The 18305-nt window shown below is 70.8% G+C and carries 14 protein-coding genes; 1 reads left to right on the top strand and 13 read right to left on the bottom strand.

What is annotated here, in order from left to right; translation table 11 throughout:
* Positions 1–93: 93 nt before the first annotated feature.
* Entirely contained in the window at positions 94–1164 is a 1071-nt protein-coding gene (locus tag M3667_RS13930) for an aspartate-semialdehyde dehydrogenase (RefSeq protein ID WP_251508830.1), read from the bottom strand.
* Positions 1165–1430: 266 nt separating this feature from the next.
* Positions 1431–2717, bottom strand: coding sequence for an aspartate kinase (locus tag M3667_RS13925; RefSeq protein ID WP_251508984.1), 1287 nt, complete (start codon positions 2715–2717; stop codon positions 1431–1433).
* Between the two features lie 182 nt (positions 2718–2899).
* On the opposite strand from M3667_RS13925, the gene M3667_RS13920 reads away from it, so the two are divergent.
* Positions 2900–4300: a threonine/serine exporter ThrE family protein gene (locus M3667_RS13920; protein ID WP_251508829.1), complete on the top strand. Its 1401-nt coding sequence runs from the start codon at positions 2900–2902 to the stop codon at positions 4298–4300.
* A 36-nt stretch (positions 4301–4336) separates the two neighbouring features.
* Here M3667_RS13920 and M3667_RS13915 read toward each other — a convergent pair whose 3' ends face one another.
* The 11 genes from M3667_RS13915 to pstC all read right to left on the bottom strand — a co-directional run bounded on the left by M3667_RS13915 (position 4337) and on the right by pstC (position 18186).
* The gene (locus M3667_RS13915) at positions 4337–5167 is read right to left on the bottom strand and encodes a DUF2993 domain-containing protein (protein WP_251508828.1); all 831 of its coding nucleotides are present in this window, start codon (positions 5165–5167) and stop codon (positions 4337–4339) included.
* Entirely contained in the window at positions 5164–5940 is a 777-nt protein-coding gene (locus tag M3667_RS13910; protein ID WP_251508981.1) for a phosphate ABC transporter ATP-binding protein, read from the bottom strand. The genes M3667_RS13915 and M3667_RS13910 overlap by 4 nt, the downstream gene beginning before the upstream one ends.
* Positions 5941–6169: 229 nt before the next feature.
* The gene (locus tag M3667_RS13905; protein ID WP_251508827.1) at positions 6170–7018 is read right to left on the bottom strand and encodes a sortase; all 849 of its coding nucleotides are present in this window, start codon (positions 7016–7018) and stop codon (positions 6170–6172) included.
* A gap of 107 nt (positions 7019–7125) precedes the next feature.
* Positions 7126–7929, bottom strand: a complete 804-nt coding sequence (locus tag M3667_RS13900) for a hypothetical protein (protein WP_251508826.1) — start codon at positions 7927–7929, stop codon at positions 7126–7128.
* Between the two features lie 35 nt (positions 7930–7964).
* Positions 7965–9062: a DUF916 domain-containing protein gene (locus M3667_RS13895; protein WP_251508825.1), complete on the bottom strand. Its 1098-nt coding sequence runs from the start codon at positions 9060–9062 to the stop codon at positions 7965–7967.
* Positions 9063–9173: 111 nt separating this feature from the next.
* On the bottom strand, positions 9174–10229 hold the full coding sequence (locus M3667_RS13890) for a hypothetical protein (protein WP_251508824.1): 1056 nt from the start codon (positions 10227–10229) through the stop codon (positions 9174–9176).
* A gap of 28 nt (positions 10230–10257) precedes the next feature.
* On the bottom strand, positions 10258–11388 hold the full coding sequence (locus tag M3667_RS13885; protein WP_251508823.1) for a hypothetical protein: 1131 nt from the start codon (positions 11386–11388) through the stop codon (positions 10258–10260).
* 57 nt (positions 11389–11445) lie between these two features.
* Positions 11446–14004 carry a hypothetical protein gene (locus tag M3667_RS13880; protein ID WP_251508822.1) on the bottom strand — a complete coding sequence of 853 codons (2559 nt, stop codon included), beginning with the start codon at positions 14002–14004 and terminating at the stop codon, positions 11446–11448.
* Positions 14005–14201: 197 nt separating this feature from the next.
* On the bottom strand, positions 14202–15854 hold the full coding sequence (gene pstS / locus M3667_RS13875; protein WP_251508821.1) for a phosphate ABC transporter substrate-binding protein PstS: 1653 nt from the start codon (positions 15852–15854) through the stop codon (positions 14202–14204).
* On the bottom strand, positions 15851–17113 hold the full coding sequence (pstA, locus tag M3667_RS13870; RefSeq protein ID WP_251508820.1) for a phosphate ABC transporter permease PstA: 1263 nt from the start codon (positions 17111–17113) through the stop codon (positions 15851–15853). Before pstA ends, pstS begins: the two co-directional genes overlap by 4 nt.
* Before the next feature lie 5 nt (positions 17114–17118).
* A complete protein-coding gene (gene pstC, locus M3667_RS13865) occupies positions 17119–18186 on the bottom strand; it encodes a phosphate ABC transporter permease subunit PstC (protein WP_251508819.1) in 1068 nt (355 codons plus the stop codon).
* Between the last annotated feature and the right edge of the window lie 119 nt (positions 18187–18305).

The raw sequence follows: 18305 nt of genomic DNA, 5'->3' as shown, positions 1-18305 counted from the left end.
ATTCTAGGTGCGGGCCGTGAGGTGTCTCGACATCGAGAGATCGGTCGGTTCGATGTCGAGACACCTGACACCCGGCATCCGGATGCCGTGTCCTCAGGCGGTCGCGAGGCGCTTCTGGGCGACGAGCTCGGCGATCTGCACCGCGTTCAGCGCCGCGCCCTTGCGCAGGTTGTCGTTGCTGATGAACAGCACGAGGCCCTTGCCCTCGGGTGCGGACTGGTCGGCGCGGATGCGACCGACGTAGCTGGGGTCGGTGCCCGCGGCCTGGAGCGGGGTGGGCACCTCTTCGAGGCGCACGCCGGGGGCGTCGGCGAGCAGCTCGCGCGCGCGCTCGGGCGAGAGGTCGCGCGCGAACTCGGCGTTGATGCTGAGCGAGTGGCCCGTGAAGACGGGGACGCGCACGCAGGTGCCGGCGACGCGCAGGTCGGGCAGCTCGAGGATCTTGCGGCTCTCGTTGCGCAGCTTCTTCTCTTCGTCGGTCTCGTTGAGGCCGTCGTCGACCAGGTTGCCCGCGAAGGGGATGACGTCGAACGCGATCGGGGCGACGTACTTCTCGGGCGCGGGGAAGTCGAGGGCCGAACCGTCGCGCACGAGTCGCTCGACGCCGCCCTGGGCGAGCACTCCCTCGACCTGACCCAGGAGCTCCTGGGCGCCGGCGAGGCCGGAGCCCGAGACAGCCTGGTAGGTGCTGACGATGAGGCGCTCGAGGCCCGCCTCGGTGTCGAGGACCTTCAGCACCGGCATGGCGGCCATGGTCGTGCAGTTGGGGTTGGCGACGATGCCCTTGACGGCCTCGTCGATCGCGTGCGGGTTGACCTCGCTGACGACCAGCGGGACCTCGGGGTCCATGCGCCAGGCGCTGGAGTTGTCGATGACGAGCGCGCCCGCCTCGGCGAAGCGCGGCGCGTGGGCCCGCGAACCGGTGGCGCCGGCGGAGAAGAGGGCGACCTCCACCCCCGCGGGATCGGCCGTGGCGACGTCTTCGACGACGACGGAGTGACCGCCGAAGTCGATCGAGGTGCCGGCGGAGCGAGCGGTGGCGAACAGCCGCAGCTCGCGGATCGGGAACGAGCGCTCGGCGAGGATCTCGAGCATGACGGTGCCGACCTGGCCGGTGGCGCCGACGACGGCGAGGGAGATTCCGGAATCGGAGATGCGGGTCATGCGAGGTACCTCTGGGGTTCGGGTGGTGGAGGCCGCGAGCACGGCGTTCGGGTCAGGGTAGCGCGAGCGGTGCGCCGGCGACGACCGGGGCGACACAATGCAGGACAACTGTCACTCCCCCGCCGCAGATCGACGGGGATCCGCTGTCGCGCGCGGCCTCGGCAAGGGAACTCCTGCGCCGTGTCCGCGCCGTGGACGACCCGCGCGACGGTGCGGCGTCGAGTGGGCCCCGGGCAGAAGTCGGACCCCGGCAGGCGAGGACGAAGTCAGCGACCGGTGCCGGCGTGGACCGTGGCCTCGGCGTCGCCGTCGAGACCGTACGCGGTGTGCACGAGACGTGCGGCCTCGGCGAGGTCGACGCCGCGCACCACGACCGAGATGCGGATCTCGGAGGTCGAGATCATCTCGATGTTGACGCCGGCCAGGCTCAGCGCCTCGAACAGCGTCGCCGAGACGCCCGAGTGCGTGCGCATGCCGGCGCCGACGACCGAGAGCTTGCCGATCTGATCGTCGTGCACCAGGCTCTGGAACCCGACCTCGGACTGCTCGCCGGCGAGCGCCTTCAGCGCGACGGAGGCGTCGGTCTTGGGCAGCGTGAACGAGATGTCGGTGCGACCGGTCGCCGCCGCCGAGACGTTCTGCACGATCATGTCGACGTTGGCACCGGACTTGGCGACGATCTTGAAGATGTCGGCGGCCTTGCCGGGCACGTCGGGCACACCGATGACGGTGATCTTGGCCTGGCTGAGGTCGGTGGCGACGCCGGCGACGATGGGCTCTTCCATGGTGGCTCCCTCGGGGACGAGCGGGGACTTCTTCGACGGGTCGAGCACCCAGGTGCCCTCGTTCGGGCTGAACGTGGACCGGGCGTGGATCAGCACGCCGTGGCGCCGCGCGTACTCGACCGCGCGGATGTAAAGGACCTTCGCACCGTTGGCGGCGAGCTCGAGCATCTCTTCGCTGCCGACGCGGTCGAGCTTGCGCGCGAGGGGCACGACGCGCGGGTCGGCGGTGAAGATGCCGTCGACGTCGCTGTAGATCTCGCAGACGTCGGCCTTCAGCGCCGCGGCGAGCGCGACGGCGGTCGTGTCGGATCCGCCGCGGCCGAGCGTGGTGATGTCGCGGGTGTCGCGGTTGAAGCCCTGGAAGCCGGCGACGATGACGATCGCGCCCTCGTCGAGCGCCTCGCGGAGTCGGATGGGCGTGACGTCGACGATGCGGGCCGCGCCGTGCGTGGCATCCGTGATCATGCCCGCCTGGCTGCCGGTGAACGAGCGCGCCTCGAAGCCCATCGAGTGGATGGCCATGGCCAGCAGGGCCATCGAGATGCGCTCTCCGCTGGACAGCAGCATGTCGAGCTCGCGCGGCGCGGGGATCGGCGCGACCTGACCGGCGAGGTCGAGGAGCTCGTCGGTGGTGTCGCCCATGGCGCTGACGGCGACGACGACCTCGTGGCCGGCGCGACGCGTGTCGACGATGCGCTTGGCGACCCGCTTGATGCTCTCGGCGTCGGCGACGGACGAGCCGCCGTACTTCTGGACGATCAGAGCCATGAGGAGAACTCCCGGAGGGGTCGTGCGTCGGGATGCCACGACGCCGGCGCTGGTGCCGCGCCCGAGGATCATCCTAAAGCCGCGCGCATACCGCCCCCGTCATGCACGTGCTGTCATGCAAGCGCCCAGCCGCCCGCGGATAGGATCGACGGGTTCCACCCCCTCCCCCCTGGAGCGATCGGATGCCGCTCACCCCCGGCCACTGGCTGTCATCGCTGCGCCGCCTCGTGCACACCGACGACGCGTCATCGTCGCCCGACACGACCCTGCTGCCCGTCATCGACGAGGCGCTGTCGACGCGCATCCTCGACCTCGCGATCCGCGTCGGCGAGACGATGCTCGTCGTCGGCGCGCCCGCCAACGAGGTCACGCTCACGATCGTGCGCGTGTGCGGGGCGTACGGGCTCGACCCCGTGCACGTCGACGTGACGTACAACTCCATCACGATCGCGCACAGTCGCCCCGGGGCGACGCATCCGACGACGCTGCTGCGCGTGGTGCGCGGCTCGGTACCCGATCACGCGAAGCTGCAGCGCCTGCAGGCCCTCGTCGAGGAGATCGCGAACGGCCTGGCCCTCGACGACGCCATCTCGCGCTGCCGCGCCATCCGGCGCCTGCCGTTCCGCTACCGCCCCGCGATCGTCATCGTGTCGCAGGCCTCGCTCGCGGCCGGGGTCGCCATCATGTTCGGCGCGAACTGGCTCGCCCTCGTGCTGTCGTTCATCGCCGCGGCGCTCGCGGCGACCACGCAGCACATCATGGCCCGGGCCCGCGTCCCCTACTTCTTCGCCCAGATCGCCGGCGGCTTCGTGCTCACCGTCGTCGCGGCCCTCTCTCCCCTGCTGCGCTACACGGGCCTCGACGCGGCCGCGGCGATCAGACCGTCGGTGATCGTGGCATCCGGGATCGTGCTGATGCTCGCGGGACTCACCGTCGTCGGCGCGGCCCAAGACGCGATCGACGGCTTCGCCCTCACCGCCACGGGCCGCATCCTCGAACTGACGACGCAGACGCTCGGCGTGGTGCTCGGAATCCTCGCCGGCCTCGAGACCGTGCGCGTGATCGGGCTCGGCATGTCGCCGCCGTCGACGGCGCTGCCCCTCGGACCCGTCGCCCTGCAGTTCGTGGGCGCCGCCGTGATCGCCGTCGCGGTGGCGGTGTACAACGGCGCCGGCGCACGCATCGTCGTGGTCAGCGCGGCGCTGAGCCTGGTCGCCTGGGCAGGCTACGTCGCAGCGACCGGAGTCGGCTTCGAGGTCGCGGCCGCGAGCGGAGTGGGCGCCTTCGTCGGCAGCTTCGCCGGCATCGTCGTCGCCTACCGCCTGCACGTGCCGTCAGTCGCGATCACGACCGCGGCGATCCTGCCGCTCGTGCCCGGTGCCGCGGTCTTCCGCGGACTGCTCGGCGTCGTCGAGTCGGGCGACGACCCCGCCGTGCTCATGACCGGCGTCACCACCCTCGCGGGAGCGGCGACCATCGGCATCGCGCTGGCCGTCGGCGCCTCGCTCGGCATCTACCTCGGCCAGCCGGTGCGCGCGACGCTGACCAGCGTGACGCGGGTACGGGCGCGCGTGCGGCGGTAGTCGGGCGCCGATCTTCGGGTGCCGGCGCCGTGGCGTTCAGGAGCAGGCGCCGGGCGGCTGCGCGGCGATCGAGTGCGACAAGGGCATGTCGACGTCGAAGCCCACGGTCAGATGGTGATCGCGGACCTCGACCGACCTCACGGTCACGGATCGCGGGAAGAGGGATGCGAGGCACACGGCGGGCGGCTGGACCGCGGACGCGCCCTGGGTGCCCACGGTGGTCGCCAGATCGGCGACCGAGACGGTGTTCCCGCCTGCCGTCACTGACACCGGAGCCACCTGCAGCGCGCCCGCTTCGAGTCGAGGGGAGAGCGCGACGCTGACGGGTACCCGCCTGCCTGCGGACGTCACCACGACGTCGAGGGTCATGTCCGTTCCGCGGAACCCCACCTGCGCGGCCCGCGCTGATTCCGCGGGCAGAATCAGCGCCGTCGCCTGGGCGGCACCCAGCCGCATCTCGCCGGAGGCGGTCTCGGTGGTCAGCTTCTCGTCAGCCAGCTGAACACCGCCGAAGGCCGTCGTGAGTTCGACGGTCGTGGGGCCGACCGCCATGTTCGCCGCGGTGACCGTGACGCTGTCGAGACGCCCGAAGAGAGCCTGGGGAACGACGGGTCCCGCCACCTCGACGTCGAGGCGCTGGCTGTCGGGAACTCCGAAGGCCGCGCGCCACTTCTCGGCCACGGTGTGCTCGACCTGCGCTCGGACGATCCCGTCGGCGGTCCAGAACGCCGCCGCGACCAGGGCGAGCAGGACGACGAGGAGCACGACGACCAGACCCGCGGGTGACGGGCGCTCGGCATCCGCCCCCTCGTCCGCCGGCTCCGGGGCCGCGGGGAGCACGATGGTCTGCTCGTCGGAGAGGGTCATCCGAAGCGTCCGTTGACGTAGTCGTAGGTGCGGGGATCGGCCGGGGCCTCGAACATCGCCCGGGTGTCGCCGTGCTCGACGATGTGGCCGGGCTGACCCTGGGATGCCAGGAAGAAGGCGCACTGCTGCGAGACGCGCTGCGCCTGCTGCATGTTGTGCGTGACGATCACGATCGTCACCTCTTTCTGCAGCTCGCCCATGGTCTCTTCGATCACGCGGGTCGAGGTGGGATCCAGCGCCGAGCAGGGCTCGTCCATGAGCAGCACCTTCGGCTTGATGGCGAGCGAGCGGGCGATGCACAGGCGCTGCTGCTGGCCGCCCGACAATCCGCCGCCGGGGGCGCGGAGGCGGTCTTTGACCTCTTTCCACAGCCCGGCCGAGGTGAGCGAGCGCTCCACGAGGTGGTCCTTCTCGTCACGGCTCGCGCGCACGCCCGTCAGCTTCAGCCCGGCCACGACGTTGTCGTAGATCGACATCGCAGGGAAGGGGTTGGGCTTCTGGAAGACCATGCCGATGTCTTTGCGGGCGTCGGTGAGGCGACGGGTCTGCTCGTAGATGTCGTCGCCGTCGAGAAGCACCTCGCCGGCGAGCGAGGCGGAGGGTACGAGCTCGTGCATGCGGTTCAGAATGCGCAGGAAGGTCGACTTGCCGCAGCCGGAGGGGCCGATCAGCGCCGTGACCTGGCCGGCGGGCATGGTGAGCGACACGCGGTCGAGGACCTGATGGTCGCCGAACCAGGCCGTGATCCCCCGCGCCTCGAGGGTGGCGAGCAGAGCGGGCGAGGAGAACACCCGGGCCGGAGCGGGGGCGATGCTGACCGACGGGACCCCCTCGATCGGCGCGAAGGTCAACGAAGCGCGGTCGCGACGGCGGACGTCGCCGGCGGGAGGGACCACGGTGGTGATGTCGTCGTGGACGGGCGCTGCGGGTGCAGACGGCGTCGCTGCGCCGTGCGCCGGGATGACGCGGGTGATGTCGTCGGACATGCGGGCCTCTCGAGGGTCAGAGGAGGTTGGGAAGGAGGAGGGTGATCTGCTGGGTCACGAGGAAGCCGGCCAGCAGGAGCACGGGCACGAAGACGATCCAGGTTCGTTGGGCACCGAACCGTCGGAAGGCCCAGACGGCCGCGAGCTCGGCCGCGATGAGGAACTGCACGGCGAACACGAGCGCCCACACGGTCGTGGTGTCGGTCGCCAAGGGGCGTTGCTCGGGCGGCAGGGCGGCGGTCGCGGTGACGCGCGCGCCGCGCGGCTGCGCCGTGCCGACCAGACGCGCGTCGACGTAGGCCACCCCCGACGGCACGTAGGGTGCGCCGCGCGAGGTCATGAGCACGAGGCGGCTCTCCCCCGCCTTGAGGTTGGGCAGGGTCGGGTCGCCCGCGTACCGCACGCCGACCACGGAGAACTCCTGGAGCCCCTGGCCGGTGCGCACCGTGATGGCATCCCCCGGGCTGAGGCTCTGGATGCCCGAGAACGGGCCGCCGAAGGCACCGTTGCGCGCCATCAGCGTGCTGACCCCCGCCTGTCCGGGCAGGATGGTGTCACGCTGATGACCGATGCCCTGGGCGGTCTCGACCGACGACGACCCCTCGACGATCACCTCGTGCAGTCCCAGGCTCGGGATCTCCATGATGCCCACCGGCGCCCCGTCGGCGACCAGGTCGTCGTCGAAGGTGTACTCGCTCACCGGCGCCGTGCCCGCGAGCAGCTGCGCGCGGAACTCGTCTCCGAGGCGCTGCTGCGACACCAGGTGCTGCACGTGACTGAAGGCGGTGACGTTCAGCACGAACATCACCGTCAGGATCGCGGCCATCGCGACGACCGCACGCGCGATGCTCTCGGTCGCCGTCAAGGGCGGTGCCGGCTGCGTGACCCGGGGCGGACGACGCGGCGGACGCGGCGCCGAGGACGCTCGTCGGGCTCGCGACGGCGCCGCGGCGGGGGGATCCTCCGTGACGGTCACGCGCTCACCGCCTGAGGCACCGCCGCGAGCGTCGCTCGACGCACGATCATCACGACCACCACGGCCGCCGCTCCCGCTCCCGCGAGCAGGAGGATCAGCCACGGCACGACGAAGACGGTGGCATCGCGGGTGAGGGGCGCGAGTTCGGTGCCGTCCACCTGCGCGGGCGGGTTGACTCGGACGTGCGCGGTCAGCACCGTCCACTGCCCGGCACCGGTGAGTTCGGCGCTGAGGGTCCTCGTCTCCCCCGGCTTCACGCCCGACAGAGCGACCCCGTCGACGTTCGCGAGACGCAGGCCGAGCGCGTTCTCCATCCAGAAATCCGCGGTCAGATCGATCGACGACTTCGAGGTGTTGCGCACCGTGATCCACATCTGCACGCGCCCGTCGAACGGGTTGATCGAAGGCGTACTGCCGGTGGACAGACCACTGATCGCCAGGATGCCGCCGAGGTCGACGGCGTCGACGAGCGTCGCGGGGGTCGGGGTCGACGACTGCACCGACGACGACCCACCTGCTCCCCCGGTGCCGAGTCCCGCTCCGCTGGACGTGCCGAAGCCCCCGGCCCCGCTGGAGCCACTGCCGCCGGTGATTCCGCCGCCCGCGGAGGAACCCGTGCCCGCGGAGGAGCTCGGCCCGCACACCAGGGCGGTGATCCCCATTCCCCCGCTCGGCGCGGGGCTCGCCGCAGGGGCGGACGGCGACGGCGAGGGGCACTGCACCGGGGCCGGGGAGGCGGCCTGGGCCGCCGCGACCGGGGCGACGGTCAGCGCCATCGTCAGCAGGGCCGCAGCCAGCATCCGGCGCGCGTCGCCCGCACGAGGACGCACGACCCTCACGCGCCCGACTCGGCGAACTCGGGCTCGCGCTCGGCATCCGCCTTCCGCCGTGCGACGGCCTCGGTGTACTCCATCCATTCCTTGGCGCGCGCGTCGTCGCGGCGGCGCGCGAAGCGGACGCCGCCCCAGACGAGCAGGACGAGGGCGATCAGCCCCAGCGCCATCCACGGCACCACGAACAGCACGGTGTCACGCGACACGCTCGTGAGCGGGCCCGGGTTGGGCGCCGTCTCATCGACGCGCGGATAGACCGTGACGACCGGGTTGAGGTAGACCCACTGGCCGACGCCGGCGATCGTCGTGGTCACGGTGCGGGTGCTGCCGGGCAGCATCTCCGACACCTCCTGCTCGAGCGGCGTCGACAGACCGATGCCGAAGAGCCCACGCACCTCGCTCTTGAGCTGGCCGGAGAGAGCGACGTTGCCGGCGTTGCGCACGGTGAAGGTCACGGTCGTCTCGCCCGCGAACGGGTTCAGGCTCGGGGTGTACGACGACGAGATCCCCGCGATCGAGAGCCCCGGCTGCAGGTCGCCCGCGACGCGCACGTACACGCGCGTGCCGAGGCGGCGGTCGACGAGCACCTGCCCGTCGGGAGATTGCACGGATGCCACGAGCCCGCCCGCGTGATCGCCCGGGGTGGCGTCGTCGGGCGCGCGCACGGTGAAGGGGATCGTGGTGGTCTCGTCGGGCTGCAGGGTCACCTGCACCGAAGGCGCCCCGCTGAAGCTGATCCATCCCCCGGCATCGGTGGGGGCGACCCCGCTCTCGAGGAGGCCGAACGCCCCGTCGTCGGTGTTGTAGGCATCGGTGGCGTAGACCGAGAACGTCTGCGCGCCGGTGCTGCGGTTGGTGACGCTGTACGCGTCTTCGAGCGACTGGCCGAGGGCGATGCTGTAGTCGAAGCGCGTCCGCAACGGGCCGTCGTCGCTGACGGGCTGAGCGGAGATGCCGATCTCGTCGACGGGGGCCGCCTCGTCGGCGAAGGCGGGCGCGGCGGTGAGCGTCGCGCCGAAAGCGAACGCACCGGCCAGAACGGCCGCCGTCGCTGCGAGAAGGCGGGCGTTCGGGCGCACCGCGGTTCGGATGATCTGCACGGTCTATCTCCGCAAAATGGGCTTACGGCCGCAGGGCGGCGTCATAAACGAGGGCTGAACGAGCTCGGTCGGAGAGGAGGGGCGGCGCCTGTGGCACCGCCCCTCCCGGGGTCACTTCGAGACGAGCGTGAGCGTCATCTTCGAGGTGTAGGTGCCGGCGGGGGTGCCGGCGGGGGCGACGAGCTTCAGGTCGGCCTTCAGCTCGGTGGTGGGCTCCGTCGACACACCCACGGCGGACGTTGCGAAGGGGCTCGGGTAGACCGCGGAACCAGCGGCCTGCGCGAGGCCGGCCGTGGCGGCGGCGGAACCGCCGGTCTTGGTGACCGTGACGCCGAGGTTCTTCTTGTCGATGGTGTTGGCGCCGGAGACGAAGTCGGCGACGCTCTGGGTCATGTCCCAGCCCTTGCGGTTGGCCGTGCTGCGCGAGTCGATCACGTTGATGCCGGTGATCGAACCGGTGGACTCGGACTGCTGCGTGGTGGTGTTGATCGCCGTGGCCAGCGCGACCGAGGTGGTGGGCACGGTGAAGGTGAGCGAGCCGGCCGGCTCCTGCACGTCGGCCGAGACCGCGATGTCCGTGGACTCGCCGCCGGCGGGCGGGGGCGTGGTCGTCTGGTACGTGGTGGGCTCGTAGGTGTAGTCACCGCCGGGCTTGACGGTGATGTGCACGAACGTGACGCCGTAGACGGCCGCCGCGTTCTGGTCGGTGAAGGCCAGACCGAGCGAGAACTCGCCGCCGTTCGCCTTCGCCGCAGCGAGGTTGACACCCGCGGTGTTCTCCGGGGCCAGGTTGGGGGTGAGCACCGTCTGGGTGCCGGGGGCGAAGCCGTTGATGGCCTTCGACACCCATTCGAGGGGCTGCAGTTCCTTGCCACGGGGCGAGAGGAAGACGTACGGCTGAGCGGCCTGCGACGGAGCCTGGAAGTAGGTGTCGTAGTTCGTGAAGTCGGTGTTCTTCGGGTAGCCGAGGACCTGCTGGCCCCAACCGATGGTCGAGTCCTTTGTGAGGAGGGTCTCGTCGCTGTTCCAGAGGTACATCGACTCCAGCGACGGCGGAGCCGAGGTGGTGGGGGTGTCGGCGTGAGCGGCCGAGGCGGCGCCCCCGGCGAGGAGCGAGACGGCGAGGGCGCCCGCGAGAGCGGCCTTCACCTTGGAGATGCGGATCATGTTCGTCGTGCCTTTCACGGAGAAGGGATCAACCGGCGGCGTAGGCCGCGATGGGGGTGGTGGAGCTGGGGGCGAGGAAGCCGAACTTGCGCTTGACCGCACCCGGGGCGAACGGGGCCGTGCTGAAGTTCGTGAAACTCGTCGTCTTGGTGGAGTCGACGAGACCGGCGAGCACGGCGTCGAAGGCCGGGGCGCCGCTGTAGGTGAACGACGACTGCACCTTGGCGCGCTCGACGATCAGGTAGGTGTCGCGACCGAAGGTCGTGTTGGAGTACATGCCCGAGTTGGGGACGAGGTTCGGAGCCGTGCCGGTGAAGGGCACCTGGCCGGAGACGGGCGAGCCCATCGACACCGAGGGAGCGGCGGCGATGGTGTTGACGCCCGCGACGTTGTTGGCCTGCGAGACCCAGTTCGCCACCGAGAAGGGGATGATCTGGTTGTCGCCGAGCACGGTTGCGTCGTTCTCGGGGGTGGTGTTGCCGGTGTCGTTCACGGCGGGAGCCGTGGGGGCGGAGCCGGAGTAGCCGAGCGCGTTCAGGAAGAACGTGCGGGTGCCCGAGCCGGTCTGCGGCAGACGCGGGGTGACCGAGACGCCGTCGATGGAGGTGAGGGTGCCGTCGTAGACGGCCTTGAGCTGCGCGGCGGTGAGGTTGGCCCACGCGGAGGTGCCGCCCTTGTAGGCGTAACCCACGGCGTCACGGGCGTAGGGCACGTAGAGCAGGCGGCCGTCGGCGTTGGCGTTGGTGCCGGGGCCGCTGGAGCTGCGCGCGACGTCGACCTGGCCCGTGATCTTCTTGGCGGGCGTGGTGTTGTTCGTCACCGCCCAATCGTTTCCGTTGACCGAGGCGCGCAGGGCGTCGCGGCCCGAGCCCGAGCCGTTCGGACGCGCGAAGTACACGCCGCCGGGCTTGGTCTGGATCGCGGGGGCGCCGAAGGCGTCGAAGTTGCCGACGGTCTGCCCACCGGCGAGGACGCGCACCGATGCGCCCGAGACGGTCGTGCCGTTGGCGAGGGCGTTCATCGAGTCCTGGAGCGTGTCCGAACCGACGATCGCGTAGCTGTTCGACACCGGCTCGGCAGAGGCCGGGGCCGCGAAGGCGAGGCCCGACACGACGACGCCGACGGCCGCACCGAGGGCGGCGATCTTCTTGATCTTCACTGATGACCTATCTGTTGTGTGTGATGAGTGGGAACTTCGGGAAGGGCAGGTCGAGGGTCACGTTCTGCGAGGCAGTCGTGGGATCAGCAGGAACATGGCCGTGGCCACGAGGGCAGCGAGCAGGCTGATCGGCAGCGCCGCGGGGAGGGCACCGGAGTCGGGGTCGGCGGCGGTCTTCGCCCCGGCGAGCGCTCCGGCGATCGCGCCGGAGGCGGAGGGGTTCGCGGGGTCCGCCGCCGTGGCTCCCCCGCCGGCGGGCACGGCGGAGGTTCCGGATGCCGCGGAGCCCGACGAGACCGCGCCGCCACTGCCACCGCCGATCGACCCCGACGACGTCGTCCCATCCGTGGGCGGCGGCGACGATGGTGAGGGCGTCGCGGTCGAGGGGGTGAGGCCGTTCTCGAGTGCGGTCGCAGCGGCACGCGCCTGCACCCGCCAGCTGTCGGGCAAGGGGGCGTACCCGGCGGGGAGCTGGCCGATCTGCACGCCCGGCTCCTGGCCCGCCCCGGCGGCGTAGCGCATGAAATCGGCGTAGACCGTGCGCACCGCGGCATCCGGGACGAAAGGACTCGCCGCGGCGTACACCGGCATCGCGAGCGGGTAGGCCGTGGTCGCGCGCTGGGCCTCGGGAGAGTCCGGCACGAACGCGCGCACCTGCGTCTGGGTGCCGACGGTCGTCATGGCGTCCGCGGCTGCGGTCAAGGCGTCGTCGGTCGGGCTGACGAAAGCCCCCGCGGGGTTGCGAAGCGACGCCGTCACCAGTTGGTATTTGTCGGCCGCGGCCCCGTCTGTCAGGGCCATGACGGCCTGTGCGCCGGGGAGGTTGCGCGGGCTGCGGGTGTAGCGAGGCGGGTTGCCGAGCGGATCCCAGGCGCTGAGCACCAGGCCGTCGCCGCGAAGCGTGTTGTACGCCGCGCCGTCGAGGTCGTTCGTGTACGGACGCCAGGTGACGGAGTTGATCGCCGCGGGACCGCCCTCCTGGGCGGGCACCTCGACCGGATCGGGCTTGGGGAAGCTGTCGCGCGGAAGCGAGAAGGCCGTGCCGGTCGGGTTCTTCTCCGCGTTCGTCGACGCGTAGGGGTTGACGACCATGCCCCAGCCGTCGGGTTCGCCTTCGAGGAAGGCCCGGGCGTCGGCATCCGCCATGACATAGCTCCACAGCGCGGTGGCCACATCGGAGCGGCCCTGCGGGAGCAGCATGTCGGCCACGGCGACGCTCGCGATCGCCTGGTACGACCATTCCGGGTCGTTGATCTCGAGGAAGTCGGGGTCGAAGAGCAGGTTGCGCGGGTTCTCGCCGAGGTGCGCCCGATCCGCCTGATAGGGCAGCGCGTCGAGGTACGACGAGGTCAGCAGCTTGGCGATCAGGCGCGGAGTGAGCTTCATGTCGGTCAGCGGAAGCCGGGCGCGGGCGAGCGCGTCGGCCGGCACCGACCCGTCCTGCCGGGGGAAGCGGTCGATCGCGAAGGCCACGGTGACCGAGGTGAGGCCGACCGGGGCGTACACGAGCTTGTCCTCCCCCGGGCCGCTGTACGGGAGCGACGTCAGCGCGAGCGGAGCGTCGGCGGTCGCGGCGTTGGCGGCCGTCACCGCGTCACCCTCGGTGCCCGTCAGCAGCGTGAAGACGTTGCCGTTGGCCCCTGCGCACAGCGACGGCTGCCACGACGACACGGCCCGGGAGATGAGCTCGCTGCCGGCCAGCTGACGCTCGGCCGCCCCGATGGCGCAGCGCAGACCGACGGGACGGAAGTCGAGCCTCACGGCGAGGTGATGCTTCCAGTTGTCGAAGAACAACCCGGAGCTGACGTTCGACGACTCGCCGGTGTCGGCCGTGCCGCGCGGGATGACCACGAGCCAGCACGCGGCGCCGCTGGTGGCGGCCGCATCGTCGCTGGTGCGCGCCCCGCAACCGAGTCCCCGCGACTGCGTGACCGTCTGCACTTCGAAGGTGGTGCTCCCGGTGCCGTCGGCACCGGTACCCGCCCAGGGAACCTCATTGCTGGTGTACTGCGTGAAGAAGGCGTTCGTGTTGACGTCGACCCCGGGCACGCGGACGCCGTCCTTCACCGAGGCGATCGTCTCGCCAGTCGCCGACCGGAACGGGATCGAGGTGTACGCCGGGTCGAGGAAGCTCGCCGCGGGCACCGTGTTCGACAGGTCCGCCTCGGCGATGCTCCCGTCGGCGCGGTTGCCGTCACGGGTGGCTCCGGGCGTGCCGAAGGCGCCGTACTGGCAGGTGCTGCGGTCGGGCTGGCCCGGATGGTTCGGGTCATCGCCCCAGCACTGCGCGATCTGCAGGAAGTTCTGCCCGCCCGACTGCTGAGTCGGCGGAGTCGACTCCGTGCCGCCGGTCCAGCTCACCTGCAGCCCCTGCGCCACGAGTCCCTTGGTCTGCGACACCGTCACCGACAGGTCGGGGAACGGTGAGTTCTGCCAATCGGCGTCGTAGCCCTTGGCGGTCACCGTTGCCGAGGTGGCGTCGGCGGCGCGGGCGGCGTCGGAGGTCACGACGCCGCCCACGGTCAGGGTGGCGAAGACGAGGCCGCCGACGAGGGCGCCGGCCAGGCCGGACAGCGCGCGTCGTGCGGCGCGCCCTTCGGGTAGAGCACTGCGCACGGGATTCTCCTGGTGAGAGCGTCGCCTTCGGGTGGCGACAGCGATGAAGCTATGGGCGGGTTGTGACATCCGCGTGAACGATCCGCCAACGAGGGATCGAACATTCACACGGTCTTGAGGATGAATGCAAAGCCCCGGTCCAGGGCGTTTTCGCGCGCGCTGGACACCGCCTCCGCAGAGGCGTGCGGCGCGGTCGGTCAGCGCTTGCCGGCGCGGGGAGGACGAAGCCTGCGGAGGGTGACGGGGGGCACGACGATCGCGAGGATCAGCAGGACCGCGGCGGCCAGCATGAGCCACTGCGGGGCCTTCCACCCGTCGTCGGCGAGGGTGAACGGCGACGACACCGCCGCGACGACGGCACCCCCTCCCCCGGTGGCGGCGCTGCCGCCGACCAGATTGCCGCTCGCGTCGTAGACGGCATCGCCCGCGGGTGATGCGGCTGCGGCGGCGCCGGCGTCGGCCGAGGTGGCCGCGGCACCGGTGCCGCCGCCTCCCGTCGCCGCCGGAGCCGCGCCCTGCGACCCGCCGGCCTCGGCCGACGATCCGCCCGAGCCCGAGCCGGTGACCGGCGTGTCGGTGCCGGAGGAGCCCGCCGTACCCGAGGTGCACTGGTTCGGCCCCTGCTTGTCGCACTCCGCCGGAGCGGGGGCGGACACGGCGAGCTGATTGTTCGACGGCGAGTCGCCCGGCTTGAAGGTCGGGTTGTTGCACTTGTTGATGTCGACGCCGTTGGCGTTCGCCCCGGGGATCCGCTTGAGCTGCTCCGAGCCCGCCATCACCAGGTTCATCGGCAGCGGAGAGTATCCCAGCGCCGTCGCCGACTGCTGTCCCTCGCACAGGACGTATTCGGCGAAGCCCCCGAGGGTGCGGCCCTTCTCGGCGGTGAAGATGCCCGAGACCTCGGTGGGCACGATCAGATACGAGTAGCTCGACAGCGGATACGTACGCGGGTCGGCGTTGTTGTACACCCCGTCGAGGATCTGGGTGAGGTAGTCGGCCGAGCCGGAGTCGTTGTTGATCTGTGCCTGCAGCAGCGCGACGGCCACCGACGGCGCCGTGGGCTCGATGTAGTAGCCCGCGCTGTTGAGCACTTTCGCGACGGGGAAGCCCGACTTCACCGCATACGAGTACTCGACGTAGGTGATCGCCCCCTCGCCGTAGTCCTGGCTGACGTAACCGGCGACGCCGAGCGAGCCGTTCTGCGCCTTGCCGTTGGACGGGGTCGGGAACTGCGAGGTCATGCCGTGGGTCCAGATGTCGCCGTGCTGCTTCGACATCCACAGCGAGAACTGCGCCGACGAGCCCGACCCGTCGGAACGCACGATCGGGACGATCGACCGGTCGGGCATCGCGAGGCCGGGGTTGTCCGCTTGGATGGCGGGGTCGTTCCACTTCGTGATCGCGCCGGCGAAGATCTTCGCGACCACGGCGCCCGACAATCGCAGGTTCGTGACGCGCTTGCCGCCGATCTTGAGGTTGTACATGAACGCGGTACCACCGGCGACGATCGGCATGTAGGCGTACCCCGAACGCGGAACCTCCGGCTGAGAGTTGTCTTCGGGGTGCGCCTGGAACGGGATCTCGCTGATCGCGAAGTCGACGGTGCCGTTGATGAAGTCACGGCGACCCGCCGATGAGCCGACCCCCGAGTAGTTCACCGTCATGCCGTAGTTCTCGCCGACGTTGCGGCGCCACTGGTCGAGCGCATTCTGCGACCAGGTCGAGCCCGTGCCCGAGATCGGTGCCCACGAGTCGGCGCGCGCCGACGGCACCGACGACGACACCAGGCCCGTGACGACGAGGAGGGCGACGGCGGATGCCGCCACGAGTGAGCGGATGCGGCGGATCACGGCGTGTCCTTCGAGGGGGTCGAATCGTGCGGAGCAAGAGGGGGCGTCACGAGCGCGTCGAGCCGACGGCGGCGGAGCTCGATGCGCTCGAGATCGGCGCGGGAGTGGGCGGCCCGCGCGCGACGCTGCCTGCCGCTGAGCTGACCGGGTCCGCGGCCGCCGATCACACGGGCGACGAAGAACAGCAGCAGCACGAGCAGGATGAGGGTCGCGGCCGCGCCGAACCCACGGGCGATCATGTTCGGCTCGGGAGATTTGACGAAGTCGAACACCTGCAGCGGCAGCGAGATCATCGGCCCCGAGAACGGGTTCAGGTTCATGTAGGCGGTGACGCCCGAGGTGAGCAGCACGGGCGAGGTCTCGCCGATGCCGCGCGCCGTGCCGAGGATCACCGCGGTGACCAGACCCGAGCGGGCGGTGGGCAGCACGACGTGCCACACGGTGCGCCACCGCGAGGCGCCCAGGGCGTACGCCGCCTCCCGCAGGTTGCCGGCCACGAGTCGCAGGACCACGTCGGAGGCGCGGATCACGATGGGGAGCATCATCACGGTGATCGCGAGGGATGCCGCGAAACCCGAACGCTCGTGGGTGATGAGCTGGATGACGGCGGAGTAGACGAACAGTCCCGCGACGATCGAGGGCAGCGCCGTCATGGCATCCGAGATCGTCCGCACGAACCGGGCGAACGGTCCCCCGATCTCGTTCATGAACACCGCCGTCGCGATCCCGAGGGGCACCGTGATCGCCAGCGCGATCGAGATCTGGATGAGAGTTCCCACGATCGCGTGGGCGATACCGCCGACGCTCAGCGGCTCGAGCGGGCCCGCCGCCTCCATCGTCTGCACGAAGGAGTTGAGGTTCACCAGCGCTGGCAGACCGCGGAACACCGCGAAGCACACGACGAACACGAGGGCGGCGATGAGGATGGATGCCGCGCTGTACAGCAGGGCGGTCATGACGCGATCGGTGACTTCTTGGCCCGTGGCCCGCAGCGCGACCAGCAGCGCGTAGATGACCACGAACAGCAGGTAGGTCACGACCGCCCAGCCGACCGCGCCGGTCATCGGCGTGAACCATCCGAACAGGAGGGTCGCCACCGCCAGAGCCGCGCCCAGCGCGCCGGTGAGGTTGAAGGTGTCCTCGGCCGTCGCTCCGCTCATGCGGCGGCGCGGGCCGACGGGCTCGTCTCCGGGCGCCGGGCGGAACGTGCGGCGGGGGCCGTCGATCGCGGACGCGGGGGCGGTGAGGGTGTCGTCCATGCGGGTCAGCCTTCGCTCTGGGCGCCCGACCGCGACCGCGCCACGATCGAGGAAGCGGTGAAGTTGATCGCCAGGGTGATCAGGAAGAGGACGAGACCTGCGGCCATCAGGGCCGACAGGCCGAACTCGCTCGCCTCTCCGTACCGGAGCGCGATCAGGGCCGAGACCGAGTTGCTGCCGGTCTTGAGCACCTGCCAGTTGATTGTGAAGATCGGCGAGATGATCAGGTAGACGGCGATGGTCTCGCCCAGCGCGCGACCGAGTCCGAGCATGGTGCCGCCGATCATGCCGCCGCGCCCGAAGGGCAGCACGACGGTGCGGATCATCCCCCACCGCGTCGAGCCCAACGCGAGCGCGCCCTCGCGTTCGCCGACGGGCGCCTGCGAGAAGGCCTCGCGCATCACCGAGGTCTGGGTGGGCGCGACCATGAGTGCGACGACGATGCCGGCGATGAAGGCGGATGACGTGAACTGGCTGGCATCCGTCATCGGCGTCCCGTCGGGGTCGGTGACGGCGAACACCGGGATCCACCCGAAGTAGTGCGAGATCCACTGCGCGACAGGGATGACGTTCTGCTGCAGGAAGAACAGCCCCCACAGCCCGTAGACGACGCTGGGCACGGCCGCCATCAGGTCGACGAGCGAGATGAGCAGCGAGCGGAGCCGGGGCGGGATGATCTCGGAGATGAGCAGCGCCGTGCCCGTGGCCAGTGGGACGGAGAAGAACATCGCGACGAGCGCGATCGTGACGGTTCCCGAGAGCACGGCCGCGATGCCGAAGGAGTGCGTCTCGGGCGACCATTCCTGCGTGGTCAGGAACGACCACCCCGCGACCGACAGCGCATCGCCGCCGCGCAGCGTGAGGAAGAAGCCGACCGCGAGCATGATCGCGACGGTGATCCCCCCGGCGGCGAACGCGGTGGTCCGGAAGACCGCATCGCCGACCGACGGACGAGAGGTCATCGCGCGGGCGGCGCGTCGATCGCCGTCGATGGGGACGGCGTCGGCACCCTTCTCGGGGTCGCCGTCGGGGAAGAGCAGGTCGGTGAGGTCGTCGGAGGTCGAGGTGCTCATCGACGACCGCACCGGCACGAGGGCGCGACGATGCGCGGGATTCGACTCATGGGGCTTCCTGAGCGGAGGGACCGGCGGCGGGTTCCGGCCGGATGTCGTTCATCGTCGGGGCCGAGGGT

Origin of the sequence: Microbacterium sp. P26, from assembly GCF_023712585.1 — a bacterium.
Classification (GTDB): domain Bacteria; phylum Actinomycetota; class Actinomycetes; order Actinomycetales; family Microbacteriaceae; genus Microbacterium; species Microbacterium algihabitans_A.
The sequence above is the reverse complement of the archived record's forward strand: the minus strand, read 5'-3'. Positions and strand labels throughout refer to the sequence as shown.

Bases quoted from the DNA above. Each gene is read 5' to 3' on its own strand.
- M3667_RS13930 (WP_251508830.1), bottom strand. From the start codon at position 1,164: ATGACCCGCATCTCCGATTCCGGAATCTCCCTCGCCGTCGTCGGCGCC.
- M3667_RS13925 (WP_251508984.1), bottom strand. From the start codon at position 2,717: ATGGCTCTGATCGTCCAGAAGTACGGCGGCTCGTCCGTCGCCGACGCC.
- M3667_RS13920 (WP_251508829.1), top strand. From the start codon at position 2,900: ATGCCGCTCACCCCCGGCCACTGGCTGTCATCGCTGCGCCGCCTCGTG.
- M3667_RS13915 (WP_251508828.1), bottom strand. From the start codon at position 5,167: ATGACCCTCTCCGACGAGCAGACCATCGTGCTCCCCGCGGCCCCGGAG.
- M3667_RS13900 (WP_251508826.1), bottom strand. From the start codon at position 7,929: ATGCTGGCTGCGGCCCTGCTGACGATGGCGCTGACCGTCGCCCCGGTC.
- M3667_RS13890 (WP_251508824.1), bottom strand. From the start codon at position 10,229: ATGATCCGCATCTCCAAGGTGAAGGCCGCTCTCGCGGGCGCCCTCGCC.
- pstA (WP_251508820.1), bottom strand. From the start codon at position 17,113: ATGGACGACACCCTCACCGCCCCCGCGTCCGCGATCGACGGCCCCCGC.
- pstC (WP_251508819.1), bottom strand. From the start codon at position 18,186: ATGAGCACCTCGACCTCCGACGACCTCACCGACCTGCTCTTCCCCGAC.